The sequence below is a fragment of the Streptomyces echinatus genome, assembly GCF_014203595.1.
Classification (GTDB): Bacteria; Actinomycetota; Actinomycetes; order Streptomycetales; family Streptomycetaceae; genus Streptomyces; species Streptomyces echinatus.
This window is the reverse complement of sequence record NZ_JACHJK010000002.1, coordinates 534,557-559,743: the sequence shown is the minus strand read 5'-3', so window position 1 is coordinate 559,743 and position 25,187 is coordinate 534,557. Positions and strand designations below refer to the sequence as shown.

Annotated in this window: 25 protein-coding genes and 2 pseudogenes; 12 read left to right on the top strand and 15 right to left on the bottom strand. The window is 72.8% G+C overall.

Going from position 1 to position 25,187, the window contains the following annotated elements:
- Positions 1–76: 76 nt before the first annotated feature.
- Positions 77–814 carry an MBL fold metallo-hydrolase gene (locus FHS34_RS07050; RefSeq protein ID WP_184962247.1) on the bottom strand — a complete coding sequence of 246 codons (738 nt, stop codon included), beginning with the start codon at positions 812–814 and terminating at the stop codon, positions 77–79.
- 62 nt (positions 815–876) lie between these two features.
- Positions 877–2,232, bottom strand: a complete 1,356-nt coding sequence (locus tag FHS34_RS07045) for a dipeptidase (RefSeq protein ID WP_184962245.1) — start codon at positions 2,230–2,232, stop codon at positions 877–879.
- Between the two features lie 131 nt (positions 2,233–2,363).
- Here FHS34_RS07045 and FHS34_RS07040 point away from each other — a divergent pair, with 131 nt between their 5' ends.
- Positions 2,364–3,614, top strand: coding sequence for a geranylgeranyl reductase family protein (locus FHS34_RS07040; RefSeq protein ID WP_184962243.1), 1,251 nt, complete (start codon positions 2,364–2,366; stop codon positions 3,612–3,614).
- A 151-nt stretch (positions 3,615–3,765) separates the two neighbouring features.
- Here FHS34_RS07040 and FHS34_RS07035 read toward each other — a convergent pair whose 3' ends face one another.
- The gene (locus FHS34_RS07035) at positions 3,766–4,221 is read right to left on the bottom strand and encodes a nitroreductase/quinone reductase family protein (protein ID WP_184962241.1); all 456 of its coding nucleotides are present in this window, start codon (positions 4,219–4,221) and stop codon (positions 3,766–3,768) included.
- 151 nt (positions 4,222–4,372) lie between these two features.
- Between FHS34_RS07035 and FHS34_RS07030 the strand changes: the two genes are divergently transcribed.
- The 3 genes from FHS34_RS07030 (at position 4,373) to FHS34_RS07020 (ending at position 7,096) form a co-directional block, all read left to right on the top strand.
- The gene (locus FHS34_RS07030) at positions 4,373–5,065 is read left to right on the top strand and encodes a TetR/AcrR family transcriptional regulator (protein WP_184962239.1); all 693 of its coding nucleotides are present in this window, start codon (positions 4,373–4,375) and stop codon (positions 5,063–5,065) included.
- 148 nt (positions 5,066–5,213) lie between these two features.
- Entirely contained in the window at positions 5,214–6,434 is a 1,221-nt protein-coding gene (locus FHS34_RS07025) for a sensor histidine kinase (protein WP_184962237.1), read from the top strand.
- Positions 6,431–7,096 carry a response regulator transcription factor gene (locus tag FHS34_RS07020; protein ID WP_184962235.1) on the top strand — a complete coding sequence of 222 codons (666 nt, stop codon included), beginning with the start codon at positions 6,431–6,433 and terminating at the stop codon, positions 7,094–7,096. Before FHS34_RS07025 ends, FHS34_RS07020 begins: the two co-directional genes overlap by 4 nt.
- Here FHS34_RS07020 and FHS34_RS07015 read toward each other — a convergent pair.
- Entirely contained in the window at positions 7,057–7,341 is a 285-nt protein-coding gene (locus FHS34_RS07015; protein WP_184962233.1) for a DUF6332 family protein, read from the bottom strand. The two genes, FHS34_RS07020 and FHS34_RS07015, sit on opposite strands and share 40 nt — an antisense overlap.
- Before the next feature lie 127 nt (positions 7,342–7,468).
- Positions 7,469–8,959, bottom strand: a complete 1,491-nt coding sequence (locus tag FHS34_RS07010) for an MFS transporter (protein WP_184962231.1) — start codon at positions 8,957–8,959, stop codon at positions 7,469–7,471.
- Positions 8,960–9,044: 85 nt separating this feature from the next.
- On the opposite strand from FHS34_RS07010, the gene FHS34_RS07005 reads away from it, so the two are divergent.
- Positions 9,045–9,443 (top strand): MarR family winged helix-turn-helix transcriptional regulator, encoded by a 399-nt coding sequence (locus FHS34_RS07005; RefSeq protein ID WP_184962229.1) that lies wholly within the window; start codon positions 9,045–9,047, stop codon positions 9,441–9,443.
- Positions 9,444–9,450: 7 nt separating this feature from the next.
- Here FHS34_RS07005 and FHS34_RS07000 read toward each other — a convergent pair whose 3' ends face one another.
- The 4 genes from FHS34_RS07000 to FHS34_RS06985 all read right to left on the bottom strand — a co-directional run bounded on the left by FHS34_RS07000 (position 9,451) and on the right by FHS34_RS06985 (position 13,218).
- Positions 9,451–10,203: a maleylpyruvate isomerase family mycothiol-dependent enzyme gene (locus FHS34_RS07000; RefSeq protein WP_184962227.1), complete on the bottom strand. Its 753-nt coding sequence runs from the start codon at positions 10,201–10,203 to the stop codon at positions 9,451–9,453.
- A 148-nt stretch (positions 10,204–10,351) separates the two neighbouring features.
- Complete coding sequence (locus tag FHS34_RS06995; RefSeq protein WP_184962224.1) at positions 10,352–11,221, bottom strand: hypothetical protein; 870 nt, start codon at positions 11,219–11,221, stop codon at positions 10,352–10,354.
- A 44-nt stretch (positions 11,222–11,265) separates the two neighbouring features.
- Positions 11,266–11,802: an HAD domain-containing protein gene (locus FHS34_RS06990; protein ID WP_225817760.1), complete on the bottom strand. Its 537-nt coding sequence runs from the start codon at positions 11,800–11,802 to the stop codon at positions 11,266–11,268.
- 243 nt (positions 11,803–12,045) lie between these two features.
- A complete protein-coding gene (locus tag FHS34_RS06985; RefSeq protein ID WP_184962917.1) occupies positions 12,046–13,218 on the bottom strand; it encodes an MFS transporter in 1,173 nt (390 codons plus the stop codon).
- Between the two features lie 742 nt (positions 13,219–13,960).
- Between FHS34_RS06985 and FHS34_RS06980 the strand changes: the two genes are divergently transcribed.
- Positions 13,961–14,356: a luciferase domain-containing protein gene (locus FHS34_RS06980; RefSeq protein WP_184962220.1), complete on the top strand. Its 396-nt coding sequence runs from the start codon at positions 13,961–13,963 to the stop codon at positions 14,354–14,356.
- A 151-nt stretch (positions 14,357–14,507) separates the two neighbouring features.
- On the opposite strand, the gene FHS34_RS06975 is transcribed toward FHS34_RS06980, so the two are convergent.
- Complete coding sequence (locus FHS34_RS06975; protein ID WP_184962219.1) at positions 14,508–15,287, bottom strand: DeoR/GlpR family DNA-binding transcription regulator; 780 nt, start codon at positions 15,285–15,287, stop codon at positions 14,508–14,510.
- Between the two features lie 289 nt (positions 15,288–15,576).
- Between FHS34_RS06975 and FHS34_RS06970 the strand changes: the two genes are divergently transcribed.
- Both FHS34_RS06970 and FHS34_RS06965 read left to right on the top strand, forming a co-directional pair.
- Positions 15,577–16,458 carry an SIS domain-containing protein gene (locus tag FHS34_RS06970; protein ID WP_184962217.1) on the top strand — a complete coding sequence of 294 codons (882 nt, stop codon included), beginning with the start codon at positions 15,577–15,579 and terminating at the stop codon, positions 16,456–16,458.
- Positions 16,459–16,491: 33 nt separating this feature from the next.
- Positions 16,492–17,352 (top strand): class II fructose-bisphosphate aldolase, encoded by an 861-nt coding sequence (locus FHS34_RS06965; RefSeq protein WP_184962215.1) that lies wholly within the window; start codon positions 16,492–16,494, stop codon positions 17,350–17,352.
- Positions 17,353–17,731: 379 nt separating this feature from the next.
- Here FHS34_RS06965 and FHS34_RS06960 read toward each other — a convergent pair whose 3' ends face one another.
- Positions 17,732–18,865, bottom strand: a complete 1,134-nt coding sequence (locus tag FHS34_RS06960) for a methyltransferase (RefSeq protein ID WP_184962212.1) — start codon at positions 18,863–18,865, stop codon at positions 17,732–17,734.
- A gap of 67 nt (positions 18,866–18,932) precedes the next feature.
- Here FHS34_RS06960 and FHS34_RS06955 point away from each other — a divergent pair, with 67 nt between their 5' ends.
- Both FHS34_RS06955 and FHS34_RS06950 read left to right on the top strand, forming a co-directional pair.
- A complete protein-coding gene (locus FHS34_RS06955; protein WP_184962210.1) occupies positions 18,933–19,583 on the top strand; it encodes an alpha-ketoglutarate-dependent dioxygenase AlkB family protein in 651 nt (216 codons plus the stop codon).
- A gap of 48 nt (positions 19,584–19,631) precedes the next feature.
- Entirely contained in the window at positions 19,632–20,888 is a 1,257-nt protein-coding gene (locus FHS34_RS06950) for an ROK family protein (protein ID WP_184962208.1), read from the top strand.
- 68 nt (positions 20,889–20,956) lie between these two features.
- On the opposite strand, the pseudogene FHS34_RS44350 reads toward FHS34_RS06950, so the two are convergent.
- A pseudogene (locus FHS34_RS44350) lies at positions 20,957–21,126 on the bottom strand (IS982 family transposase); the annotation flags it as partial.
- 86 nt (positions 21,127–21,212) lie between these two features.
- Positions 21,213–22,049, bottom strand: coding sequence for a patatin-like phospholipase family protein (locus tag FHS34_RS06945; RefSeq protein ID WP_221508605.1), 837 nt, complete (start codon positions 22,047–22,049; stop codon positions 21,213–21,215).
- Between the two features lie 881 nt (positions 22,050–22,930).
- Here FHS34_RS06945 and FHS34_RS41895 point away from each other — a divergent pair.
- Together FHS34_RS41895 and FHS34_RS06935 are read left to right on the top strand one after the other, a co-directional pair.
- The gene (locus FHS34_RS41895) at positions 22,931–23,911 is read left to right on the top strand and encodes an AraC-like ligand-binding domain-containing protein (protein ID WP_221508604.1); all 981 of its coding nucleotides are present in this window, start codon (positions 22,931–22,933) and stop codon (positions 23,909–23,911) included.
- A 168-nt stretch (positions 23,912–24,079) separates the two neighbouring features.
- A complete protein-coding gene (locus FHS34_RS06935; protein WP_225817759.1) occupies positions 24,080–24,571 on the top strand; it encodes a hypothetical protein in 492 nt (163 codons plus the stop codon).
- A 118-nt stretch (positions 24,572–24,689) separates the two neighbouring features.
- On the opposite strand, the pseudogene FHS34_RS42325 reads toward FHS34_RS06935, so the two are convergent.
- Together FHS34_RS42325 and FHS34_RS06930 are read right to left on the bottom strand one after the other, a co-directional pair.
- Positions 24,690–24,820: pseudogene (locus tag FHS34_RS42325) on the bottom strand (LD-carboxypeptidase); the annotation flags it as partial.
- A gap of 133 nt (positions 24,821–24,953) precedes the next feature.
- The gene (locus FHS34_RS06930) at positions 24,954–25,133 is read right to left on the bottom strand and encodes a DUF1272 domain-containing protein (protein ID WP_184962206.1); all 180 of its coding nucleotides are present in this window, start codon (positions 25,131–25,133) and stop codon (positions 24,954–24,956) included.
- Between the last annotated feature and the right edge of the window lie 54 nt (positions 25,134–25,187).

The window sequence follows — 25,187 nt, the reverse complement described above, 5'->3', positions numbered from 1 at the left end:
TCGCGCCGGGGCCGGACGGGGGCGCGGTCGTCCGGAGCGGGTGCGGACCGGAAGGATCCAGCGCCTCTCGTCCGGATCAGGCCGGACCGGGGAGCGGGCCTGATCCGGACGGCAGCCCCTGGCCGAGGGAGCGGAGCACGGCGGAGGCGCCCGTCATCACCGGGGCGCCGTGTCCAAAACAGGCCACCTCGGCTCCGAGCTCGGCCAACCGGCTTATCGAGGCCAGAAGTTGCGGCCGGTCCAGGTTGAACACCCCCGGCATCGGCGTCCCGTCGGCCGGTGCGGCCGCCACCGTGTCCCCGGTGAACAGCACGCCCTCCGCGGGCAGGAACAGCGCGATGCTGCCGTCGGTGTGCCCGGGGACGTGGATCACCTGCGCACCGCCGCCGAAGCCGAGTACGTCCCCGTCCGCCAGGCCGGTCACCGCGGGCGGCGGCACCGGGGTGCCCTCGGGCAGGTGCCGGACCGCCTCGGCGTGGACCGGCCGCTCCCAATCCTCGAACCGCGGCGGCGGACCGGGCCGTTCACCCCGTATGAACGGGGCGTCCAGATGGTGCGCCAGCACCTCGGCCCCGCTCAGCGCGGCGAACTCGCCCGCCCCGCCCGCGTGGTCCTCGTGGAAGTGGGTCAGCACGATGCGCCGTACGTCCCGTGGCGCCCGCCCCAGCGCGGGGAGCGCCTCGGCGATGGTCCGGCCGGAGCCGATCACGCCCGCGTCGATCAGGGTCGACTCTTCCCCGTCGTGCCAGAGATAGGCCTGGCCGACGGGGAAGCGCAGCAGGTGCAGACGGGGCAGCAGTTCGATGACGTCCATGCGCCGACGCTAGACAGGGCCCCCGCCCGGGGGCGAGGGCCCTCTGCCCCGGGCAGAACGGTTCAGCTCGCCGCGTAGTTGCGCAGGAACAGCGCCTCGGCGACCGACAGCTGCTCCAGCTCCCGGGGGGACACGCTCTCGTTGAGGGCGTGGATCTGCGCCTCCGGCTCGCTCAGGCCGATGAGCAGGATCTCCGCCTGCGGGTACAGGGCCGCGAGGGTGTTGCACAGCGGGATGGAGCCGCCCTCACCGGCGTACTGCATCGTCTCGCCCGGGTAGGCGACCGCCATCGCGTCGGCCATCGCCTGGTAGGCGGGGCTGGTCGCGTCGGCGCGGAAGGGCTGGCCCTGGCCGATCTGCTCGGTGCTGACCCGGGCGCCCCAGGGGGTGTGCGCCTCGAGGTGCGCCTGGAGCAGCTTGGTCGCCTCCGCGGCGTCCACGCCCGGCGGCACCCGCAGGCTGATCAGCGCGCGGGCGTTCGCGTGCACGGACGGGGTGGCTCCCACCACCGGCGGGCAGTCGATGCCGAGCACGGTGACGGCCGGGCGGGCCCAGACACGGTCGGCGACCGAGCCGTTGCCGATCAGCCCGACCCCGTCGAGCACCTTGGCGTCCGCACGGAACTGCTCCTCGGCGTACTCCAGGCCGTCCCACTTCCCGGTGGCGTCCAGCCCGTCGACCGTCGTCGAGCCGTCCTCGGTCCGCAGCGAGTCCAGCACGCGGATCAGCGCGGCGAGCGCGTCCGGGGCGGCACCGCCGAACGAGCCGGAGTGCAGGTTCCCCGCGAGGGTGTCGATGCGGACCCGGACCAGGGTCATACCGCGCAGCGTGGTGGTGACCGTCGGCAGGCCGACGCGGAAGTTGCCCGCGTCGCCGATCACGATGGTGTCCGCCTCCAGCAGCTCGGGGTGCTCCTCGGCGTACCGCTCCAGGCCGCCCGTGCCCTGCTCCTCCGAGCCCTCGCAGATCACCTTGATGTTCACCGGCACCCCGCCGTTCGCCTTCAGGGCGCGCAGCGCGAGCAGGTGCATGATGACGCCGCCCTTGCAGTCGGCGGCCCCGCGGCCGTACCAGCGGCCGTCGCGCTCGGTCAGCTCGAACGGCGGGGTGGTCCAGCCGGCCTCGTCGAGCGGGGGCTGCACGTCGTAGTGCGCGTAGAGGAGAACCGTTTTGGCACCCTCCGGGCCCGGCAGGTAGCCGTACACCGACTGCGTGCCGTCGGGCGTGTCGAGCAGGGCGACGTCGGTGAAGCCCTCGACGCGCAGCGCGTCGGCGATCCAGTTCGCGGCGGCCTCGCTCTCGCTCCTCGGGAACTGCGTGAAGTCCGCCACCGACTTGAAGGCGACCAGTTCGGCCAGCTCCGCCTGGGCCCGGGGCAGCAGCGAGGCTACGGTCTCGGCGACCGGATTCGACGACATGGGCACGCTCCTCGTGGGTGCGACGTTGTACGGGGTGAGTACACCGATCCTCCCACAGCGGCCCACGCGGACGGCCGCCGTAGGATGCGACAGGACACTTGGCAGCGGCTTGATCGGAGCGGTAGACCATCGTGAGCGGCGAGAACTCTTCGGCGGACGACGTGCAGCGGGTGTGGGACGTCGTCGTGGTGGGCGCGGGCCCCGCGGGCGCCTCGGCCGCCTATGCGGCGGCGGTCGCGGGACGGCGCGTGCTGTTGCTGGAGAAAGCCGAATTGCCCCGCTACAAGACGTGCGGCGGCGGCATCATCGGCCCCTCGCGCGACGCGCTGCCACCCGGCTTCGAGCTGCCCTTCCGGGACCGGGTGCACGCGATCACCTTCTCCAGCAACGGGCGCTTCACCCGCACCCGCCGCTCGAAGCAGATGCTGTTCGCGCTGATCAACCGAGCCGAGTTCGACCAGCAGCTGGTCGAGCACGCCCAGAAGGCGGGCGCCGAGCTGCGCACGGGCGTCACGGTGCAGCGCGTCGAGCAGCACGGCTCGGCGGTGCCGGACCGGCGCACGGTCGCCGTGGTCCTGCAGGGCGGGGAGACGGTGCTGGCCCGCGCCGTGGTCGGCGCCGACGGCAGCGCCAGCCGGATAGGAGCCCACGTCGGCGTGAAGCTCGACCAGGTGGACCTCGGCCTGGAGGCGGAGATCCCGGTGCCGGAGACGGTCGCCGAGGACTGGAAGGGACGCGTCCTCATCGACTGGGGCCCGATGCCGGGCAGTTACGGCTGGGTGTTCCCCAAGGGTGACACCCTGACGGTCGGCGTGATCTCCGCGCGCGGCGAAGGCGCCGCCACCAAGCGCTACTTGGAGGACTTCATCGCCCGGCTGGGCCTCGCCGGCTTCGAGCCGGCGATCTCCTCGGGGCATCTGACCCGCTGCCGTGCCGACGACTCACCGCTGTCCCGCGGCCGGGTGCTGGTGTGCGGGGACGCGGCCGGACTGCTGGAGCCGTGGACCCGTGAGGGCATCTCCTTCGCGCTGCGCTCGGGCCGGCTGGCCGGGGAGTGGGCGGTCCGCATCGCCGAGGCGCACGACGCCGTGGACACCCGGCGCCAGGCCCTGAACTACGCGTTCGCGGTCAAGGCGGGGCTCGGCGTCGAGATGAGCGTCGGGAAGCGGCTGCTGGCCGTGTTCGAGAGGCGCCCGGGCCTTTTCCACGCGGCGCTCACCGGGTTCCGTCCGGCGTGGCGGGCGTTCAAGGACATCACCCGGGGTTCGACGTCGCTGGGCGAGATCGTCCGCTCCCACCCGCTGGCACAGCGTGGACTGACCGCGCTGGACCGAACTCCGGCGACGCCCGTCGTACCGACGGAGGAGCCCGCCGACTCGTGAGGGGCCCGGCGGTCCGGAGGGAACCCGCCGGCCCGTGACAAACCGCTGGTTCGGGCGGAACTCGACGGTCCGAGAGGATCCCGCTGGTTCGGGACGTGCCCGCGGGCCGACGGGCCGGCCGGTCCGTGAGGACCCGGTCGGCTCCGGGGCGTCAGCCGGTGACGGTGATGCGGAAGACCGGGTGGTCGGGGGCGCAGGCGGTGATCTCCTCGTCGGAGGACTTGGCGGTCACGCCGTCGAAGTACTGGTTGACCTCCCAGCCCCACTTCTCCAGGTAGGTCCGCAGGACAGGGAGCTTCTCGGCGTCGGGAAGCTCCACCGCGGTGAAGGTCCGCACCTTGCGCCCCACGCGCAGTTCGCCGCCGCCGGCCGCGCGCATGTTCCGCACCCACTGCGAGTGTCCCCGCGCGGAGACCAGGTACTGCACGCCGTCGCAGGTGTGCGGGTTGACCGGGATGCGCTGCATCCGCCCGCTCTTGCGGCCGGGCACGGACATCTCGGCGGTGCCCGCGAGGCTGAGCCCGTGCCGGGCCAGCCAGCCGATCACGCCGTTCAGGCGCACGTTGAGCGGGCTGCCCTTGAGGTAGTACGGCGCAGACGACGACATGGTGACCCCCACGGAAGAGTTTGGGAGAGCGGTGCTCTCGCTCGACTCCAGTGTGGGGCAGACGGGCACTCCCGTGCAAGAGCGGTGCTCTCTTTTTGGTTCGCCGCTCTCTGTTGTGTGCAGCGCTCTCGCTCGTGGCACACTTGCTCGTATGAGCACCCCCCAGGGCGCCCGCGCACGGGCCAGGCAGGAAGTCACCGCGGCCATCAAGGAGGCGGCGCGCAGACAGCTGGCGGAGGAGGGCGCGGCGAAACTCTCCCTGCGGGCGGTCGCCCGTGAACTGGGCATGGTCTCGTCGGCCCTGTACCGCTACTTCCCCAGCCGGGACGACCTGCTCACCGCCCTGATCATCGACGCCTACGACTCCCTCGGCGCGGCCTCCGAGCGGGCCCGGGACGCCGCCTGCGACGTCCCGCCGCCGGCCCGCTGGATCGCCGTGTGCGAGACCGTGCGCGGCTGGGCGCTCGCCCATCCGCACGAGTACGCGCTGATCTACGGCTCGCCCGTGCCCGGTTACTCCGCCCCCGACACCACCGTCCGGGCCGCGGCCCGGGTCGGCCTGGTCCTCATCGGCATCGTCCGGGACGCCCACCTGGGCCCGGGCCTGGCCGGGCTGTCCGTGCCCGCCGGCCTGCGCCCCGAGGCCGAGCGGATGGCCGCCGACCTCGCCCCCGACCTGCCCCCCGAGGCCGCGGTGGCGCTGGTGGCGGCCTGGGCCCAGCTGTTCGGACTGGTCGGATTCGAGATCTTCGGTCAGTTCAACCGGGTGGTGGAGGACCGCGAGGCGTTCTTCCGGCACGCGGCCGGCCGGCTCGCCGAGGGAGTGGGCCTGACCGCGGCCTGAGGCGTGTGCCTCACGGGGGGCGCTTCCCGAGCCGCCCGCTTTCCGGGGGGACCGGGCAAGTCCCGAGGCGCGTACTCCCGGGGGAGTACGCGTGATCACCTCGCCCGGCCGACGCCGTCGGGACCCGGCGGCGTCTAGCGTGGCCCGCATGGAAGAGCAGTACCCAGGCGGCCCCTCGCACTGGTGGCGGTACGGGCCCCCGTGGTGGAACCGCCCGGACGATCCCGAGGCCCACCGCGCCCGCCTGCCTTGGCGCTCCACGGTGCTGATCACCGCGGTCGTGCTGATCGGCAGCACCTTCGCCGCGCACGGCCAGCAGGACCGCGTGCCGCTCGACGGCTCCGGCCGCGTGCTGCTGCTCGCCGCCTCCCTCCTCCTGCTGTGGCGCAACCGCCACCCCGTACCCGTCGCGTTCGGTACCGCGGCGGCGGCCCTGGTCTACCTGGCCCTGGGCTTCCCCTACGGCCCCGTCTTCCTGACCGTCGCGGTCGGCTGCTTCAGCGCGGTCGTCGCCGGGCACCGGCGGGCCGCATGGGCGGCCGTCGGCCTGCTGTGGGCCGGACACCTCCTGGTCGCGCTCTGGCTCTTCCGCCGGCTCCCGCCCGCCGGGGACCGCGGCGCGGGCCTGGGCCAGGAGATCGTCATCGCCACCTGGGTGCTGGCCGTCGTCGCCCTCGCCGAGCTGGCCCGGGTGCGGCACGAGCAGTGGGTGCGGGAGCGCGCGGACCGGGCCGAGGCGGCACGACGGCGCGCGGACGAGGAGCGGCTGCGCATCGCCCGCGAACTGCACGACGTCCTCGCGCACAGCATCTCCGTCATCAACGTGCAGGCGAGCATGGGACTCGCGCTGCTCGACAGCGATCCGGAGCAGGCGCGGGCCGCGCTCACCACCATCAAGTCCGCCAGCAAGGAGGCGCTCGGCGAGGTACGCCAGGTCCTCGGCACCCTGCGCGCACCGGGCGCCGCGCCGCGCGCCCCCGCGCCCGGCCTGGACCGGCTGCCGGAACTGGTGGAACAGGCCGCGGCGGCCGGTCTGACCGTCGAGACCGAGGGCGAACCGCCACGGCTGCCCCCCGGCGCCGACCTCGCGGCCTTCCGCATCCTGCAGGAGGCCCTCACCAACGTCGTACGGCACTCCGGTTCGCGGCACGCGCGCGTGCGCTTCGGTTACGGCGACGGCGTACTGCGGCTGCGGATCGACGACGACGGGCCGGCGACCGGCGCGGACGCCGGCGGCAGCGGCAACGGACTGGCCGGGATGCGGGAGCGGGCGGCCGCGCTGGGTGGCACCATCGAGGCGGGCCGGCGCCCGGACGGCGGCTTCCGGGTGCTCGCCGTCCTGCCGTCGGACCTCAGGGAGGACCAGTGATCCGGGTACTGCTCGCCGACGACCAGTCGTTGGTACGGGCCGGTTTCAGGGCGCTGCTCGACGCGCAGCCGGACATCGGGGTGGCCGGTGAGGCGGCCGACGGCGAGGAGGCGCTGCGCCGGGTGCGCGAACTGCGGCCGGACGTCGTCCTCATGGACATCCGCATGCCGCTGCTGGACGGCCTGGCCGCGACCAGGCGCATCACCTCCGACACGGGCCTGGCGGACGTGAAGGTCGTCATGCTGACCACCTTCGAGCTGGACGAGTACGTCTTCGAGGCGATCCGCGCGGGCGCCTCCGGCTTCCTGGTGAAGGACACCGAGCCCGAGGAACTCCTGCGCGCGGTACGGGCGGTGGTCGAGGGGGACGCGCTGCTGTCGCCGGGCGTGACCCGCCGGCTGATCGCCGAGTTCGCCGCTCGGTCCAAGGAGCCCGCGGCGGCCGGGGCCCTCGTCCGGCTCACCGAGCGGGAGCGGGAGGTGATGGCGCTGGTGGGCATCGGCCTGTCCAACGAGGAGATCGCCCGGCGGCTGGTGGTCAGCCCGCTCACGGCCAAGACGCACGTGAGCCGGACGATGGTGAAGCTGGGCGCCCGGGACCGCGCCCAACTGGTCGTGCTGGCCTATGAGTCGGGGCTGGTGCGGCCCGGCTGGCTGGGCTGAGCCGAGTTCCTGAAGCGCACCAGCACGCTGACCACCCGGGCGGTGAACACGACCGGCGCGACCACCGTGCCGAGCCGCAGCAGGACCGTGGACAGGAGGCCGGGCAGGTCGAACAGGAGCGCCGGTCCGGCGACGGCCCCGAACAGCACCGCCGCCGCGAACGCGGCACTGACCAGCGCGTAGCCGGTCTCGATCGTCGCGGCGTCCCGCTCCGCCCTGCTGCGGCGGCCCCCGTACGTATACATTCCGTCAGTTTCACAGACGTGCGCCCGGCGGGGCAATGAATTCCCGCCGGGCGCACGTCTGGAGGCGTCCCCCTCAGGGCCTCTCGCTCGGATCACACCGGGCTCGGCCTGATCCAGCCGAAAGACCCTAGTCACGGACCGGCACGCGTTCCGTGTCCGCCTCCTTCACGGTGGACCTTGCGACCAGGACGGTCCGTCCCGGGCGGGGCCGGCGCAGCCCGGAGAGCGACAGCAGCAGGCCCACGACGGCGATCAGCGTGACCACCACCAGGCCGGGCCGGTAGCTGTCCAGGACGGCCTGCGGGGTGGCCTTCTCGGGGGCGTGCGCGGTCACCACCGCTGTCACGACGGCCAGGAAGATCGCGCCGCCCACCTGCACCGAGGTGTTGAGCAGCCCCGAGACCATGCCCTGCTCGTGCTCGTCCACGCCATTGGTGGCCTGGACGTTGAGGGACGGGAAGGTCAGCGCGAAGCCCGACCCGACCAGCAGCATGGTCGGCAGGATCACGGAGGCGTAGACCGGGTCGAGGTCGATGCGCAGGAACAGGGCGTATCCGGCGGCCATCAGGACAAAGCCGACCACGATCAGCCGTGCCGTGCCGAACCGGTCGATGACGGTCCCGACCTTGGTCGCGGAGAGCGCCACCAGCGCACCGGCCGGCAGGAAGGCCAGCGCCGTGTGCAGGGCCGACCAGCCCAGCACCTGCTGCATGTAGAGCGTGACCAGGAACTGGAAGCCCATGTAGCTGCCCACGAAGGTCAACGCGCCCAGCTGGGCCCGGACCTGGGAGCCGGAGCGCAGCACCCCGAGCCGGATCAGCGGGCTCGGGCTGCGCCGCTCGACGGCCACGAAGACGGTCAGCATGACGGCGGCGGCGACGAAGGACAGAACCGTACGGGCCGAGGCCCAGCCCGCCTCGGGTGCCTGGACGACGGTGAAGACCAGCAGCAGCATCGAGGCGGTGCCGAGGACGGCGCCCGGTATGTCGTAGCCGCCCTGGCCGCGTTCGCGTTCACTGCGCTGCAGCAGCTTCATTCCCGCGAACAGGGCGATCAGCGCGACCGGCGCCGGCAGCAGCATCGTGAGGCGCCAGCTGGCCTCGGTGAGCAGGCCGGAGAAGACGAGGCCCATGGAGTAGCCGGTGGCGCCGCAGGTGGTGTAGATCGACAGGGCCCGGTTGCGCAGCGGGCCCTCCGGGAACGTCGTGGTGATGATCGACAGGCCCGCCGGTGCCGTGAAGGCCGCGCTGAGGCCCTTGACGAAGCGGCTGGCGATCAGCAGCGGGCCCGAGTCCACGAGTGCGCCGAGCAGCGAGGCCAGCGCGAAGACGCCCAGTGCCACCAGGAACACCTGGCGCCGGCCGAGCAGGTCGGCGGTCCGGCCGCCGAGGAGGAGCAGGCCGCCGTAGCCCAGGATGTAGCCGCTGACGACCCATTGCAGGGCCGACGTGGACAGGTGGAGGTCGGAGCCGATGGACGGCAGCGCGACGCCGACCATCGAAACGTCCAGCGCGTCCAGGAACATCGCGGCGCACAGCACCAGCAGGGTGCCCCACAGCCGGGGTGTCCAGCGAACCCCCGAGGACGGGATCGCGGAGGTGGTGAGCGGAGAGGTCATGCCGGTGAGACTACATGCATATGCATTCGATGCAAGCGCATTTAATTACGATGCAATGAACCCCTGTCTCTGCTACGGTGCGCCCATGGCGGCGACGAAGGCCGAGCAGGGGCTCGTGGAGCAGTGGCGGGGGATCCTCGCCCTGCATGCCCGCACCCAGTGCGAACTGGACCGGGCGCTGCACGGGCACGGCCTGTGCGCGAGCGACTTCGAGGTTCTCGACCTGCTGTCCGAGAGCACCGCCGCGGACGACGGCTGCGGCTACCGGGTGCAGGAGATCTCCGACCGGGTCCATCTCAGTCAGAGCGCCCTGTCCCGGCTCATCGGCCGCCTGGAGAAGGACGGCCTCGTCGACCGGGCGATGTGTCCGGAGGACCGGCGCGGGGTGCGGGTGGCGCTCACCACGAAGGGGCGCGCGCTGCACGGCGAGGTACGGCCGGTGCAGCGCGCGGTGCTGGCCCGGATGCTGGCCGACGTCCGCTGACCGGGCCTCAGATCCCGGAACGCTCCCGCCACAGGGTCGCCAGCGCGGGGTCGCCGGTCGCCGTCGGCATGGCTGTCCGGTTCCACAGTGCCAGGTACAACTGATCGGCCGGGCCCGACAGTTCGGCCTCGGCCACGCCGTCCGCCGTGCGCACGGTCACCGGCGGTCCGGCCGTGAGCCGTACGGTCCACACGGCGTCCGCCGCTGCCTCCGGCCCCGTGGCCACGGCACGCACCCGCAGCACCCGCGGCTCCTCGCTGCGCAGCCGGCTCCGCGAGCGGGCGTGGAAGCCACGCAGCAGTTCGTCGATGCCGTCCATCGCGAAGCCGGGTGCGACCGGGGAGGGCGTACCACCGCGGGCCGCCTCGGCGTCGTAGCGGTGCACGGTCGTCTCGTGCGCCTGGCGCCGGGTCCAGAACGTCAGGGGTGACGGGCAGGGCGCGGGATGGAAGGTCCAGCAGTCCAGATCGTGGGGGGCGGCGGCCAGGGTGTCCACCAGCAGGCGGTGGCTGTCCCGGTACCAGGCCACCAGCTCGGCGCCGTCCAGCTCCGGCGGGTCGCCGAGGGGCCGGGGCGCGGTGTGCCCGTCGGCGACGAAGCCCGCGGCCCAGCGGTGCACCGTGCCGGTGTGCCACAACAGGTCACGTACCTGCCACTCGGGGCACGTCGGCACATCGGCGTCGGTTCCCGCGGCCTCGGCGGCCGCCGCCAGCAACTTGCCCTCGCGGTCCAGGGTCTCGAGAAAATCGGCGGTTTCCATGGCGCTGAGTGTGCCGGACGGGCGGGCCTCGATGGACCCGGACCCCCGGAGCGGCACCGTCCGCCTCGTCACGGCACGACGGTGATCACGCCGGATGCGCGCGGCCGGAGTGCGCGGGACGGCACTCGAACGCGGCACGACGACCGGTTCACCCCCCGACGGACCCGAGGTCGTACGCGCGAAAGCTGTGCACGCGCAGTCTGCTCGTGGGGAACCCGAACTGCACGTCCGTGAGCATGCGGACGAGGAACTCGCCCAGACCGCAGTCGAATCGCTGCCAGTCGCCGAACTCGCCCACCATGACCGGCCAGTGGTCCGGATCCCCGGGGCCCGTCCGCCAGACGAAGTCCAGCTCCTGCTCCGACGATCCCCACCGCAGGAGCCCGCCCGGCGCCGGGTAGCCCGCATAGGGCTTCCACAGCACGGTGACATCGCCGTCGCTCTTGGCCCAGTCCACCAGATCCATACCCGGGGCGCCCGGGACGAGCAGGTCGACGTACTCGTCGAAGCCGCCTCCACCGAAGAGGTCGACGATCTCCTTGTAGTCGCCGGGCAGTGAGGTGCCCAGGCCGGCCTCGACGGCGGGCCAGTCGACAGCCGGCTGCGGCGCCGGCACCCAGCCGGTCAGTATGCGCAGCTTCTCCGCCCAGGAGACGCCGTCGGGGAATCCGCCGACCGCGGGGTCCTCGCGCCGGGCTATGACCACGACCGTGCGCTCCCGGCCGGCGCCGGCCACGCGGCCGCAACCGATCCAGTGCGCTCCGTGGGCCCAGCCGCGCATCTCCGACAGTCCGTCGCTGAACGGCTCGACGAGCGGCAGTCCGGTGTGCTCGGTGAGCGACGGGTCGGTGAAGCCGCCCATGGCAAGGTTGCGGGGTCTGCCTGCCCGCCGCCCCACCTCGGCGATCAGCTCTCTCAGCCCTGTGTCCTCCGGCGCCTCGAGAATCACCGGTGATCCGTGGACCCCGGCCGAGTCGATGAGCTGCCAGGCGGCCGCCACCACTGCCCGATCGTTCATGGGTCTCAGTGAACATCACGCCACTGACATCCGGGCCCGCGTGGTCACGCGAGGTGGTGCGGCACGGCGGCGCGGAGCCAGTCGGCGAGCACGGCGAAGTCGTCGTCGGTGAGCCCTTCCGCCGGGTCCACGCGGTGGAGCAGGAACGGCTCGTGATGCTGTGCGGCAACCCAGAGCCGGTCCATGGCGCCGATCTCGTCGTCGACCCAGATGAACGGGCGGTGCCCGGCCCATTGCACGAGGTGCGGGGTCTTCCAGTGCAGACCGCGCGGCCCCTCGTCGGCGCGTGGGTCCGCCCACCTCACCACGGGCAGACTCGGCAGCCCGATCCGTGGGGCGACGGTCTCGTTCGCGGCGTCCAGCCATGTCGAGGCCCACACGAGCTCGCACCGCAGAGCCGTCAGACGCGCTCCGACCGTGGGGTCGAGCCGGCCCAGCAGAGGGTTTCCCCGGCCGGGCGGCTGCGGAGGGGCGGCGGGAGGACCCCCGTGACGGCGGCCGGCCGACGGTCCGAACGGGATGAGGGGTCCGTCGATGTCCAGGAAGAGGAGCGGGCGGGAGCGCTCCGACAAGCCGGTCACGGGGCCACGGTAGCCCGGTGCGGGCGGTGCGGGCGGTGGCTGGGCGGTTTCGGGGTGCCGCGGTGGCCCGGTGCGGGCCGGGCCACCGGTCACGGCGCCGTGATTGCCCGGGGGCGGACCCGTGACGGCATCAGCCGACTCGTCGGCTCGGCCAAGCAACATCTGTGACACCTGTGAGGTGCCTGCCCGGAACCACCCCGTACCCGCGTGACGACGCGGCCGGGGTCCGGAACCGACGCAACGTCAGTGCCCCAGCACCCGCCGCGTCGCCGCTCCGATGACGGCGGCCACGGCGGCCAGCGCGGCCACGCTGGTGAGCGCGGTGGGCAGGGAGAACCAGCCGGCCATGAACCCGATCGCGGGCGGCCCGAGGAGCATGCCGCCGTAGCCCAGTGTGGAGGCGACGGCGACGCCGGACGGGCCGGCCAGCGCACCCGCCCGCTCCACGGCGACCGGGAACAGGTTGGCGAGTCCGAGCCCGGTGACCGCGAAGCCGGTCAGCGCCGCCCACACCGAGGGCGCGAGCGAACCGAGCAGCATGCCGGCCGTGGCCACGGTGCCGCCCGCGATCACGGTCCGGGCCCTGCCGAGCCGGGCCAGCAGCGTCGAGCCCGTCAGCCGGCCGACGGTCATGGCGAGCGCGAAGCACGCGTACCCGGCGGCCGCGGTACCGGCGGAGGCGGCGAGGTCCTGCTGCAGATGGAGCGCGCCCCAGTCGGCCATCGCCCCCTCGCCGTAGGCCGTGCACAGGGCGACGAGCCCGAAGACGACGACGAGTCCGCGCTTCGCCTGCCCGCCCGCGGCACCCCCGCCCGTCCTCGACGCCGGCGACGGTGTGGACTCCGGCGGAGCGGGCGACTCGTACCGCAGCAGGGTGCGCCCGGCGACGGCCGTGACGAGCAGTCCGGTCACGGTGAGGGCGAGGAGATGCCGGGTGGGGGAGAGGGCGCCGGCGACCAGCCCGCCGAGGCCCGCGCCGACCATGCCGCCCAGGCTGAACGCGGCGTGGAAACTGGGCATGACCGGCTTGCGCAGCGCGGCGACCAGGTCGACGGCCGCGCTGTTGAAGGCCACGTTGACACCGCCGTAGGCCGCGCCGAACAGCAGCAGAACGGCCCCCAGTTGCGGCGCCGAGCGGGTGAGCGGGGGCAGTGCGACGCTGAGCGTGAGCATGACCATGCAGACCACGGTCACCGGATGACTGCCGTAGCGACGGCACAGCCGCCCGGTCAGTGTCATGGTCAGCACGGCCCCCGCGGAGACCCCGAGCAGGGCGAGCCCGAGGGCGCCGGTGGAGGCGTGCGTCTGCTCCTTGATGTCGGGGATGCGGACGACCCATCCGGCGAAGACGAATCCGTCCAGGGCGAAGAAGGCAGTGATCGCAACGCGCAGTGCCGTAAGCCTCTGACCTGGCACGACGCTGTGCGCTCGGGTTTTGTTCATTGTCGGCACAAAATGCAGCGTAAGCTCGGGACGGCACAGGGGCAAGAGACGGGACGGCCCGGCACCGGGACGACGGGCGGCCGGGAGGCAGGCGCCATCATGTGAGTTGCGGTGCCGCCTCGGTCGCGAACCACTCCATGGCGTCCCCGACGTGGTCGGACGGTCGGCTTGCTCGGAGCCGCTCGGGTCACGGCGACGGCGCCGGACGGTGGTGATCTCCGCGGCGTTCGCGCCGGTGCCGTGCCGGCCGTTGCCGCACGGCAGCGCACGGCGCAGGGTGGCGTCGCTGTGGCCGCCGACCCACACAGGTGGACCGTCGGCGGTGACCGGCGGAACTCCCAACCGGCCCTGCTGCATCCGGGTCGGGACGCCGCAAGCCGCTTCGTACCGCCGTCATGTGCGGCGGTTGAGGTGAGGGGGTGTGGGAAACGGCGGCAAACGTGGTGTATCGGACGTGCGTGCCGGTGACGAGTGGAACAGCTGCGCGGGTGGTGCGGGTGAGGGGTGACGGGGTGACCGGCGCGGCGGCCTGAACGTGCCTGCTCAATTGCGGTTTCCGTCGGCCGGGGATGGTGTGGTGAGGCAATCGGGGTCAGGGGTGGGCCTGTTCGAAGAGGGGATGTGTGTACGGAGTCCGCGGCGTGTGGCGGATACGGGACGGTTAATGCTTGCTCACGAGCTGGTTGCGAGCGGGTGAGCGCGCCATGATGGGCCCATGACGTTGGCCTCGCGCGCGCTCGCGCAACTGGCGACCTGGCCGGATCTGAGACAGGCCGCCCCCAGCTGCGGTCTGGGTCAGGCACTGAGCTCGACCCAGGGTGAGATCGTCCACTTCCACTCCGAGCGGGATGTGGATCTGCGGCTCACCGACCGGGCCGTCCGGCGGTTCGCCAAGGACTTCGGAAACTCGGGTGCGATCAGGATCGTGCCCGGCTCGCAGTGGGTGACCCTGCGCCTGGACGCCGCGAGCGACGTCGACCTGCTGCTGACGCTGGTCAGCGTGGCGCTCCAGGCCCCGCAGATGTGGCCCGACCCGGCCGACCGGCCGGTGGCGGGCTGCAACGACCAGCGGGGTGCCGGTTTCGTGAAGGCGGACCTCGGCGCTTTCTGAGGCCGGCCGGCTTCGTCCGGCCGACCGTCTCGGCAGCCTCACACCACGGTCTCGGACACGGTTGTCGTGGGCGTTCCCGCCTTCGTGGGAACCGTGTCGGCCACTGCGGCCGAGCCGTGGCAGTCGTGCGCCCTGGGCCAGTTGGCCTGCGTCAGACCGCCAGCACCCGCACGCCCGCCTCCTCGAACCGCCGTACCGTCTCCTGGCTGACCGCGGCGTCCGTCACCAGGGTGTCCACCAGCTCCGCCCCGCAGATCCGGGCGAACGCCCGGCGTCCCAGCTTGCTGGAGTCGGCGGCGACCACCACCCGCTCGGCGCGCTCGCACAGCAGGCGGTTGATGGCGGCCTCAGCCTCGTCGTGCGCCGCCGCCCCGTGCTCGGCGTCGAAGCCGACGACGCCGAGCACCGCCACGTCGAGCGTGATCTGGCTCAATACCCCGTCCGCCAGCGGGCCGATGAGTTCGTACGACTGCGCACGCGCCACCCCACCCGTCACCACGATCTTGAACTGTGGGCGTACCGCGAGCTCGTTGGCGATGTTGAGCGCGTTGGTGACGACGGTCAGCGCCGGGGACCCGGTGGCGAGGTCACCGCGCACGGCCAGCGCGCGGGCCACCTCCGTCGTGGTCGTACCGCCGGTCAGCCCCACCGCCTCGCCCGGGGCGACGAGTTCGGCCACCGCCTTGGCGATGCGCTGCTTCTCCGAGGCGCGCCGGGCCGTCTTGTAGCGCAGCGGGAGTTCGTACGACACCCCGTGCACCACCGCACCGCCGCGGGTGCGGACCAGCATCTGTTGTTCGGCGAGCTGGTCGAAGTCCCGGCGGATCGTCGCCGCCGACACCGCGAGCTCGGTCGCCGCCTCCTCGACCTCCAGCCTGCCGCGCTCGACGAGCAGTTCCAGCAGTGCCTTCCAACGGGCGTCCCGGGACATCCGCGGCCCTCCGTTCCCTTCTTCCGGACGATCAGCCGGACGAGGCCGCGATCGTTCCGCGGCCGGCCTCTCGGCCGGCCCTTCGGTCGTTCCCCGGAGGGCCTTCCGGCCGGCCACAGGCCCGCTTTCGGGCGTCGGCTTCCGGTCGTTCTTCGTCGCTCTTCCTCGCTTTTCGGCCGCCTCCGGCCTCCCGGCGACCCTAGCGCACCCGGCCTTGCGCCCGAATGCTTGATTGTGTTCGAAAGCTCGCTATATCTTGCAGGAACAATCAGCAGGGGAGGGTGTGGGCATGACCCATGTCGAGAACGAGCTGAACAGCCAGCCGGAGTGCTGGATACGGGCGGCCGAGGAGGCGGAGCGGCACCGGGGCGCACTGCCGGAGCCGGGGGAACGAGTCGCCGTCGTCGGGTGCGGGACCTCGTACTTCATGGCCCAGGCGGTCGCCGCCCTGCGTGAGGGCGCAGGGCAGGGCGAGACCGACGCGTTCGCCGCCTCCGAGTTCCCCGACGGCCGGTCGTACGACCGGGTCGTCGCCCTCACCCGGTCCGGCACCACCACCGAAGTGCTGGAACTGCTGCGCAAGTCGGCCGGTCGGACCCGCACCACCGCCGTCACCGCGGACCCCGGCACCCCGGTCATGGCGGCCGCCGACGACCTCGTCGTCCTGGACTTCGCCGACGAACACTCCGTCGTGCAGACCCGGTTCGCGACCACCGCGCTCACCCTCCTGCGCACCCACCTCGGCCTGCACACCGACGCCGTCGTCGCCGACGCACGCACCGCCCTCACCGCTCCGCTGCCCGAAGGGCTCGTGGACTGCTCGCAGTTCACCTTCCTCGGGCGCGGCTGGACCGTCGGACTCGCCAACGAAGCCGGGCTGAAGATGCGCGAGGCGTCCCTCTCCTGGACCGAGGCCTACCCGGCGATGGAGTACCGGCACGGCCCGATCAGCGTCACCACCGAGGGCACGGCCACCTGGATGCTCGGCGCGGCGCCCGACGGGCTCGCCGAACAGGTCCGCGCCACCGGCGGGCTGTGGATCGAGGGGGAGCTGGACCCGCTCGCCGAACTCGTGCGGGCGCAGCGGCTCGCGGTCGCCGTCGCCGCCGCCCGGGGGCTGGACCCCGACCGGCCCCGGCACCTCACCCGCTCGGTCATCCTCGCCCCCTGAGCCCGCCGGTCCCGTCCAGGAAGGACACCGCACGTGCCTCTCGCACCCACCGGCGAGCTGGTCACCCGGGCCGCCGCCGCCCGCTCCGCCGTCGCCGCGTTCAACGTCATCACCCTGGAACACATCGAGGCCGTCGTCGCCGGCGCCGAATCGGCCGGCGCCCCCGTGGTCCTCCAAGTCAGCGAGAACGCCGTCAAGTACCGATACGGACGGCTTCTTCCCCTGGCGCGTGCCGCCGTCGCCGCCGCCGAACGCGCCGCCGTGCCGGTCGCGTTGCACCTGGACCACGTGCAGAGTGACGAGCTGCTGCGCCAGGCGTCCGACGCCGGGTTCAGCTCGGTCATGTATGACGCGGCGCGGCTGTCCTACGCCGCCAACCTCGCCGCCACCCGAGCCGCCGCCGACTGGGCGCATGCCCAAGGGCTCTGGATCGAGGCGGAGTTGGGGCAGATCGGAGGGAAGGACGGCCGCCCTCCGCTCGACGCGCACGCGCCCGGCGCCCGTACCGACCCGGGCCGGGCGCGGGACTTCGTCGCCGGTACCGGCGTGGACGGCCTGGCCGTCGCCATCGGCAGCGTGCACGCCATGACCACCCGCACCGCCGCGCTCGACCACGGGCTGCTCGGGCGGCTGTCCGCCGCGCTGACCGTGCCGCTCGTGCTGCACGGTTCCTCGGGTGTGCCGGACGACGGACTGGTCGCGGCGGTCGGCGGCGGTATCGCGAAGGTCAACGTCGGCACCGCCCTCAACATCGCCATGACGATGGCGATCCGTACGTTCCTCGCCGCCCATCCGGAGGCCGTCGACTCACGGAAGTACCTCAGCGTCGGCCGGGAGGCGATGGCACGCGAGGTGACCCGGATCATCGGCGTCCTCTCCCGCCCCCCGGCCTGATCAGCGCCGTTGCGTCCGCTCCCGCCCCCGACCTGACCAGCGCCGTAGTGCCTGACCGCCCGGCACCGCCCACCGGGCGCCGCCGTCGGGCCGGGCAGAGCGGACCGGGCGGCGGGACGGACCGGGTGGCAGAGCGGACCGGGCGGCCGCGCGGGCCGGGCCGGACTGTGGTCGGACACCCCGGCCCGCGCCCGGCACCGCACCCGCCTGGCGCGTCCGCCGCCGAAGCCCGTGGCCCGTGCCGAGCAGCCGGCAGTCTCGCTGCTGACTCCTCGGCCGGGCCCGGCAGCCGACCATTTTCGTGCTGTTCCCTCGGCCTGGGCCCGACGGCCGGCGGTCTGCGCTTCGCCCCACCGCCCGCGAGCCGCCGGTCTTCGCGTCAACCCCTCTTGACGGCTTTCAGCACGACGAACTTCGGGTCGCTCGCCACGAGTCGGCTGTTCCCGAACAACCGCTTCAGCTTCACGTGATAGCCGAGGTGCCGGTTGCCGATGACCCACAGTTCGCCGCCCGGCCGCAGCGCGCGCTTCGCCCCGGTGAACATCCGCCACGCCGTCGCGTCCGTGGTCGCCTGGTGGGAGTGGAACGGCGGGTTGTTCAGGACCAGGTCCACACTGCCGGGCGCGACCCCGGCCAGCCCGTCCCCGACCCGGAACTCGGCGTGCCCCGGCACCCCGTTCGCCTTGTACGTCGCCTCCGCCGAGGCCACCGCCTGGAACGACTCGTCCACGAAGAGGACCTCCGCCGTCGGATCGGCCAGCGCGACCGCCGTACCGACCACACCGTTGCCGCAGCCGAGGTCCACCACCCGCCCGGCGCCCGGGCCGGGCAGGTGCCGGAGGAGGAAGCGGGTGCCGATGTCCAGTCGCTCGGCGCAGAAGACGCCCGCGTGATTGACCACCGGGTGCCCCGACACGGCGCCGACACCCTCCGGAAGGGCGTAGCTGTACGGCCACGGGTTCGCGGGCCGCTCCAGCGCCGGGTCCGGGGTGCAGAAGATCAGCCGGGCCTTCTGCTGGGCCGGCGAGGTCCGGGTCGGCCCGAGGATCCGCTCGAACAGCCGGAGCGTCGAGGTGTGGATCTCCTTCACCATCCCGGTACCGACCACGACCGTGTCCGGGTGCACGGAAGGCGCCAGCCGCGACAGCTGGTCCTCCAGCAGCGCCAGGCTCTTCGGCACCCGCACCAGCAGCACGTCCACCCGCTCGGGCGGCGGGTCCTGCGTGGTGAGGAGCCGTACCGCACCCGGCTCCACGCCGGCCCGCGCCAGGTTCGCCCGGGTCGCCTCCTGGCCGAGGAAGGAGTCCGTGATCTGCGCCGGCCGGTGCTCCGCCAGCGCGGTGACCAGCGCCCCCCAGCGGTCCCCGACCACCACGACCGTGCCGGTGAGCGGCACCTTCTCCGCGGCGAGGTGGCGCAGCAGGTACGCGTCGGAGGCGTCCCAGGCACGCAGCCGGTCGCGGGGATCCTCGGGGAAGCGGGTCAGCTCGACCTCGCCCCACGGTGTCGTCATACGGTCGCTCATCGTGCGTCCAGGCTAGCGGAGCCGCAGATCAGAGGCCGTGGGGCAGGATGGGGGCATGGAGGACGAGCTGTTCCCCCGGGAGCGCACGGAGGTCGCGCCGGGCGCCGTGCACGTCCCGGACTGGCTGGACCCCGAGCGGCAGCGCGCCCTGCTCGACGCCTGCCGGGAGTGGGCGCGGCCCCCCGCCGGACTGCGCACCGTCCGCACCCCGGGCGGCGGCACCATGACCGCCCGCCAGGTCTGCCTGGGCTGGCACTGGTACCCGTACGCCTACGCCCGCACCGTCGTCGACGGCGACGGCAGCCCCGTGAAGCCCTTCCCCGACTGGCTCGGCGAGCTGGGCCGGCGCGCGGTGACCGAGGCGCTGGGCCCGTCCGCCGTGCCGGCCGCGCCGTACGACATCGCGCTGATCAACTTCTACGACGGCGACGCCCGCATGGGCATGCACCGCGACGGCGACGAACAGGCGGACGCCCCGGTGGTCTCGCTGAGCCTCGGCGACACCTGCGTGTTCCGCTTCGGGAACACCGGCACGCGCGCGAAGCCGTACACCGACGTGGAGCTGCGCAGCGGCGACCTGTTCGTCTTCGGCGGCCCGTCCCGCCTCGCCTACCACGGTGTGCCGCGTGTGCGTCCGGGTACGGCGCCGGCCCGGCTGGGCCTCGCCGGGCGGCTGAACGTCACCTTGCGGGTCAGTGGCCTCTAGGCGGTGGCACGGGCCACCCCAGGTGCGGATCATGGGAGACTCGCTCTCATGAGCGGCAAGGCGGAACCCCGGACAGCGGGGGAGAGGACCACCTCGAGGGCACGGCTGGACCGGGGGCGCGGGGCACTCGGGCCCGCGCTGGAGCTGGTGCACACCGGACGTGCGCCGACCCGGGCCGTGCTCACCGCCGAACTCGGTGTCACCCGGGCGACGGCCGGCGCGGTGGCCGCCGAGCTGGAGGCGCTGGGCCTGATCCGGGTGGACGCCCGTCCCGGCTCCGCGGCCGGCTCCCAGGGGCGCCCCTCGCACCGGCTGGAGGTGGCCGAGGACGGCCCGGTGGCGCTCGCGGCACAGGTCCACGCCGACGGCTTCCGGGCCGCGCTGGTCGGCCTCGGCGGGCGGATCGTGGCGACCGCGCCCGGCTGCGAGACCGTCGACGCCGACCCGGCGAAGGTGCTCGGCTCCGTGGTCGAGGCGGGCGCGGAACTGCTGCGCGACACCGGACGACGCTGTGTCGGGGCCGGGCTGGCCGTGCCGTCCGCCGTCGCCGAACCCGACGGTCTCGCCCTCAACCCGCTGCACCTGGCCTGGCCCGTCGGCGCCCCCGTCCGGCGGATCTTCGCCGAGTGCGTGCGCGCCGCCGGCATCGGCGGGCCCGCGTTCACGGGCAACGACGTCAATCTCGCCGCGCTCGCCGAGCACCGGCACGGCGCCGGCCGGGGCGCGCGCGACCTGCTGTGCGTGGCCACCGGCCACCGGGGTGTCGGCGGTGCGCTCGTCCTGGACGGCCGTCTGCACACCGGCAGTTCGGGCCTCGCGCTGGAGGTCGGCCACCTCACGGTCAACCCGGAGGGCCGCCCCTGTCACTGCGGCAGCCGAGGCTGCCTGGACGTGGAGGCGGACCCGCTGGCGCTGCTCGTGGAAGCCGGCCGAGAGCCCGGTCCCGAGGTGTCGCTGCTCCAGCAGGCCGGCGATCTGCTGCGCACCCAGTACGACGACCCGGCCGTGCGCACGGCCGCCGAAGCCCTCATCGACCGCCTCGGCCTCGGCCTGGCCGGCCTGGTCAACATCCTGAACCCGGACCGCATCATCCTCGGCGGCCTGCACCGCACGCTGCTGAACGCGGACCCCGGCCGGCTGCGCGCGGTGGTCGCGGACCGCAGCCTGTGGGGGCAGAGCGGCGGCGTGCCGATCCTGCCGTGCACCCTGGACCACAACAGCCTGGTCGGCGCGGCGGAACTGGCCTGGCAGCCGGTACTGGACGATCCACTGGGCGCCCTGACCGAGCCAAGCCCGACGCGCTGACCGGCGACGCGCTGACCCGCCGCACGGCACCGGCAGGCCGCCGAGGGTGCGCACCAGGTGCAGCCGCAGGCGGCCTCCCGGGAGCAGCCGCAGCCGATCGGGATGGAGTCGACCACCACACAACGTCGCTCCACAGCGAGGCGTCCACGGCCGGCATCCGGATCACGGCTGCCGTGATCAGGCCGGACGCGGCGCGCGGACGCTTGTCGTCACCGGACTGCCGAGGCAGGTACGGGAAGCCACCGCGCGTGTGTTCAGGTCGTTCCGCACAAAACGATCACGGACGCCCTCGCGCCGTGCCCGCAGGCAATCCGTTCGACTCATTCAGCCGACGGTCCAGGCTCCGGCCAGCTGCTCCCGCGCGGCGACGGCTTGCCGCTCCCCCGCTCGGAACGCAGGCACCCACGCCGACGGGTCCGACGGGTCCGTGCCGAGCGCCGCCGCCGACGCCGCGTCCGGGAACAGCGACACCACCGTCTCCGCGCCCAGCGCGGCCGACGCTTCCTCCCCGGGAGCCTGACGCGCCATCGACTCCACGACGACCAACGTACGCGCACCGGCCGCGAGGTCCACGTTGGTGCCCGCCCGCAGCGCACCGTCGATGTAGTGGCGCCCGCCGACCGATACGGGAGGCGCCGCGCCCGGGAACGCGCTCGAGGCCGCGACGGCAGCCGCCAGCGGGACGTCGCTGTCGCGATCCCAGACCACCGGCTCGCCGCTGCCCGCCTGCACGGCAGGGATGAGCAGGCGGCACTCGGCCGGCCAGGTGTCCGTGCCGACGAGCCGGCGTCGCACCGCGACCAAGGCCCGCTCGGCCTCCGGATCTGCCGCGCCGAGGGCGATCCGCCCGACCCGCCGGCGAGCCTCTTCCGGTGGCAGGCCGGCACCGAGGACCTCGAAGACCTCACCCATGCGCTGCGGATCGGCCTGCGGCGGCCGGGGACCGTCGCCGCGGCTGCCGGCGGGATCGGCGAAGTGCGCGAGATCCTGGCCGGTGGCCAGCGCGGCGCCCACGATCGCGCCCGCCGAAGTGCCGACGACCAGATCCGCCGTGCCCAGGTCGACGCCCAGGCGCCGCAGGCCGTGGACGAGTCCGGCCATCCAAGCGGTACCGACCGGCCCGCCCGGGCCGAGCGCGAGCGCGCTGTCCGGTGAATGCACCGTTCCCCCATCCGTTGCTGTGTCGATCTACACCCTGAGATGCGCGAGTTGAAGGAATGGCCCGCGAGCCCGCGCGGACCGGAGCGCACCTGTTCAAGCCGCTGCGGCAGACCAGCGCACCTGGACAAGCCGCCGGTGCGGACCATCGAGCCGACCGACCAGACCCTCAACGGCCGGCTCGGAACGACCCTCTGGCCGAGGTCGGCGAGGAGTGCGTCGAGTGCCCTGGTCAGGGCCGCGGAGTTGGCCGCGTCGAACCAGGTGGTGGAGATGCGCTCGTTGATCCCGTGCGGTGTCTCGTGGTCGCCCGCGATCCGGTGCAGCGAGCGCGACAGGAGCCTCATTAGCGCCAACCAGTGCGGCCCTGACACCGCACCGTCAAGCCGTCCACCGCTGCTCGGCCTTGCGTTTGTGGCGCCGGTGCAGGCGACGGCACCCGGCCGGTCACGACACCGTGCACTCGACCACCCAGCGATGCCGACCCAGGCGCCGCGACGACTCGATGCCCTCTGCCGTGGAAGCGGCCGAAATTCGGCGAGTGAAAGAACGTCGTGCCGCTCTCGGAACGCTTCTCGACTTGGAAGGATTACACGTCTTCTCTGACGTGGATTCTGCCTTTCGTGCGTTCGCTCTACATGATTCCCGCGCTGTGCCGAGGGTTCTGCCTCACAGGGATCAGCAGAGGTTGGAGAGCCTGAGAGTGCGGGGTGGTCAGTGGGGGGCACGGCGAGCGCGCGGAACAGTTTCGGCCGCTGGGATCGTGCGTGCCGCTGGTGGCCAGAAGTAGCGCCCACCCGTGACGTTGCCTGATTCGACCCTGTCGGCAAGGGGCACCGACCGGTAAGCCTGTGTGCGTTGTCGGTCAGCCCGGAGGGAGGATTATGGAACGGGTTTTCGACAGCGGGAACTTCACGGGACGAGAGGCTCTGGACGCCTGGACGGAGATGGCTCACCGGGAAATCATGCCGAAGACATTCCGCGCCGTTGACAGCGACGTGTTTCGCGGTTGGTTCGATGAGATGGCTCTGGGGCCGGTGCAGGTTTCCTCGGTGGCTTACTCGTCGATAGTCACATCCCGGACGCCCAAATCGATCCGCGTGTCCGACCCCGAGATCCTGCAGATCGTCATGCCCCGCTCCGGCCCGCATGTCATCGAGCAAAACGGACGCAGCACTTCCGTCGAGCCCGGGGAAATGGTGCTGTTGAGCAGTTCGCGGCCGTTCCAGTCGTACGCCATAGGCGAAGCGACGCTCATGCAGTTCCCGATCGCCCTGTTGCCGGCGGGTGCTCGACATGTTGACCAGCTGGTCGCCTGTCGGTTGCCCGGCGACAAAGAGATGGGGCAGTTCTTGGTCGACTACTTGGCCCGCGTGACGGACAACTACATGCATTACACGCCCGCGGACATGGCCCGGCTGGGAACGATCGGCCTCGACCTTGCCGCTGCCGTTCTCGCCCATCATCTGGAGCGTGAGGACGAGGTCCCCGCCGACAGTCGGCAACGCGCGCTGTACGCCCGTGTCACGTCGTTCATCGAAAACCACCTGGGCGACCCCATGTGCACCGTCGACGGCGTGGCGGCGGCCCACCACATCTCCGTCCGCTCACTGCACCGACTCTTCCAAGCCCACGGCGCGAGCGTCCGCGCTTCGATACGCGAGCAGCGCCTGGAACGCTGCCGCCGCGATCTCAGCGATCCGGCGCAACGCCACGTTCCCATCAGGGCCATCGCCGCGCGCTGGGGCTATCCCCGCCCCGCTGATTTCACTCGTGCCTTCCGTGCTGCCTACGGTGTTGCGCCAGTCGACTATCGACACCAGGCACTGCAATGCCCGAGTGCCGGAAAGACCTCGCACGACTGATCCCTCCCCGGTGTCTCAGCCTGCTGTGAACGCTCCCTCGTCTCTGGCGCTCCGTGCTAACGGCATGGCGCCCCTCGCTAACGCGAAGCATGGTGCGTGTTCCGAGACTGGACGGGTCGGTGCCACGTCAGAAGCGCACCGTAGAACCTCTGGAAGGCAGAGAGAGCGATGAGGCACACAGCCAGGCTCACCACGAGCCGTCCCCAGATCCGTCGCACCGCCCTTGTGGCGGCCGCCTTGCTCGCCATGGCCTCGGCCGCCGGCACCGCCGAGGCCACCACCTCGGCTGTCGGACAGCACGGGACGCCCGCGACAGCAGGACCGGCCTCGGCATCGGGCAACGCCCCTGCGCGGGCCTGCACGGTCGACGCACCGCGCTTCACCAGCTACGCGGGGACCGGTCCCAACGACCCCGCGTACTGGCCCGCCCGGGGTACCTACGCCACCACCACCACTCGATGCAACGACATCAACCTGAAGCTGGACGCGACGCGCTCGGTGCGGACGTGCTTCAAGTCGGGGTCCGGCTGGAACTGCAACGGCTGGCGGAGTCTGAGCGCCGGCCGCTGGGGCCTGGCCGCCGAGGACGTGCTGGACGGCACCAAGTTCTTCCTGCAGTTCAGCGGAACTGCCCGCGCGGCAGGCCAGATCGACTACTGACGACTGCTCCCACCACGTCGGATGGCGCTGCCCCTCACGCACGGCGGGCGGGACAGCGCTTCCGGGGCCGTTCTCGATCTTGGATCACGCCATTATCAGGGCATCGCCGGCCGTTCGGCGTCGTGGGGTACTCCACAGGTCGGAGGCCGAAGTCCTCTCGCAGGCGCTTGAGTCCCAACTCGGGGGGCGGGGGAGGAGTCCCGGCAGTCCGGACGCGGGCGAGAGGATCGCTCTCCGGTCGCCAGGCACCGGCTTAGGGGGGACAGGCGGGCGAGGTCAGCCGGTCAGGCCAGGCGCGCGGCCGGCCCGTCGTCACCTTCGTTTCGGCCGGGACCGCGGCCTCCCCCTCGGCATGCGGCCGCCTCACCCCGCACGCCACGCCTTACCCCGCCCGCCGGGGCCTCGCCACCAGTTCGCCCCCGCAGTTGGGACAGACCTGGCCCATGGCCGTTCCGCACGCCTCGCAGAACGTGCACTCGTACGAGCAGATGCGGGCCGGGCCGTCCGGCGGCAGCGGGGCGCTCTCGCAGCGTTCACAACGGGTGCGCATCTCCAGGGCCATGGTCCTCGTCCTTCCGGGGAGCGGTTGGCGGTCCTCCCATCCTCCCGGTCGAGC

Excerpts from the sequence above, each read along its gene's own strand:
- FHS34_RS06970 (WP_184962217.1), top strand. The coding sequence starts at position 15,577 with ATGACCCATGTCGAGAACGAGCTGAACAGCCAGCCGGAGTGCTGGATA.
- FHS34_RS06955 (WP_184962210.1), top strand. The coding sequence starts at position 18,933 with ATGGAGGACGAGCTGTTCCCCCGGGAGCGCACGGAGGTCGCGCCGGGC.
- FHS34_RS06975 (WP_184962219.1), bottom strand. The coding sequence starts at position 15,287 with ATGTCCCGGGACGCCCGTTGGAAGGCACTGCTGGAACTGCTCGTCGAG.
- FHS34_RS06995 (WP_184962224.1), bottom strand. The coding sequence starts at position 11,221 with ATGAACGATCGGGCAGTGGTGGCGGCCGCCTGGCAGCTCATCGACTCG.
- FHS34_RS06950 (WP_184962208.1), top strand. The coding sequence starts at position 19,632 with ATGAGCGGCAAGGCGGAACCCCGGACAGCGGGGGAGAGGACCACCTCG.
- FHS34_RS07030 (WP_184962239.1), top strand. The coding sequence starts at position 4,373 with ATGAGCACCCCCCAGGGCGCCCGCGCACGGGCCAGGCAGGAAGTCACC.
- FHS34_RS07025 (WP_184962237.1), top strand. The coding sequence starts at position 5,214 with ATGGAAGAGCAGTACCCAGGCGGCCCCTCGCACTGGTGGCGGTACGGG.
- FHS34_RS07035 (WP_184962241.1), bottom strand. The coding sequence starts at position 4,221 with ATGTCGTCGTCTGCGCCGTACTACCTCAAGGGCAGCCCGCTCAACGTG.
- FHS34_RS07050 (WP_184962247.1), bottom strand. The coding sequence starts at position 814 with ATGGACGTCATCGAACTGCTGCCCCGTCTGCACCTGCTGCGCTTCCCC.
- FHS34_RS07045 (WP_184962245.1), bottom strand. The coding sequence starts at position 2,232 with ATGTCGTCGAATCCGGTCGCCGAGACCGTAGCCTCGCTGCTGCCCCGG.
- FHS34_RS07005 (WP_184962229.1), top strand. The coding sequence starts at position 9,045 with ATGGCGGCGACGAAGGCCGAGCAGGGGCTCGTGGAGCAGTGGCGGGGG.
- FHS34_RS41895 (WP_221508604.1), top strand. The coding sequence starts at position 22,931 with ATGGAACGGGTTTTCGACAGCGGGAACTTCACGGGACGAGAGGCTCTG.
- FHS34_RS06980 (WP_184962220.1), top strand. The coding sequence starts at position 13,961 with ATGACGTTGGCCTCGCGCGCGCTCGCGCAACTGGCGACCTGGCCGGAT.
- FHS34_RS07010 (WP_184962231.1), bottom strand. The coding sequence starts at position 8,959 with ATGACCTCTCCGCTCACCACCTCCGCGATCCCGTCCTCGGGGGTTCGC.
- FHS34_RS07015 (WP_184962233.1), bottom strand. The coding sequence starts at position 7,341 with ATGTATACGTACGGGGGCCGCCGCAGCAGGGCGGAGCGGGACGCCGCG.
- FHS34_RS06960 (WP_184962212.1), bottom strand. The coding sequence starts at position 18,865 with ATGACGACACCGTGGGGCGAGGTCGAGCTGACCCGCTTCCCCGAGGAT.
- FHS34_RS06930 (WP_184962206.1), bottom strand. The coding sequence starts at position 25,133 with ATGGCCCTGGAGATGCGCACCCGTTGTGAACGCTGCGAGAGCGCCCCG.
- FHS34_RS07000 (WP_184962227.1), bottom strand. The coding sequence starts at position 10,203 with ATGGAAACCGCCGATTTTCTCGAGACCCTGGACCGCGAGGGCAAGTTG.
- FHS34_RS06935 (WP_225817759.1), top strand. The coding sequence starts at position 24,080 with ATGAGGCACACAGCCAGGCTCACCACGAGCCGTCCCCAGATCCGTCGC.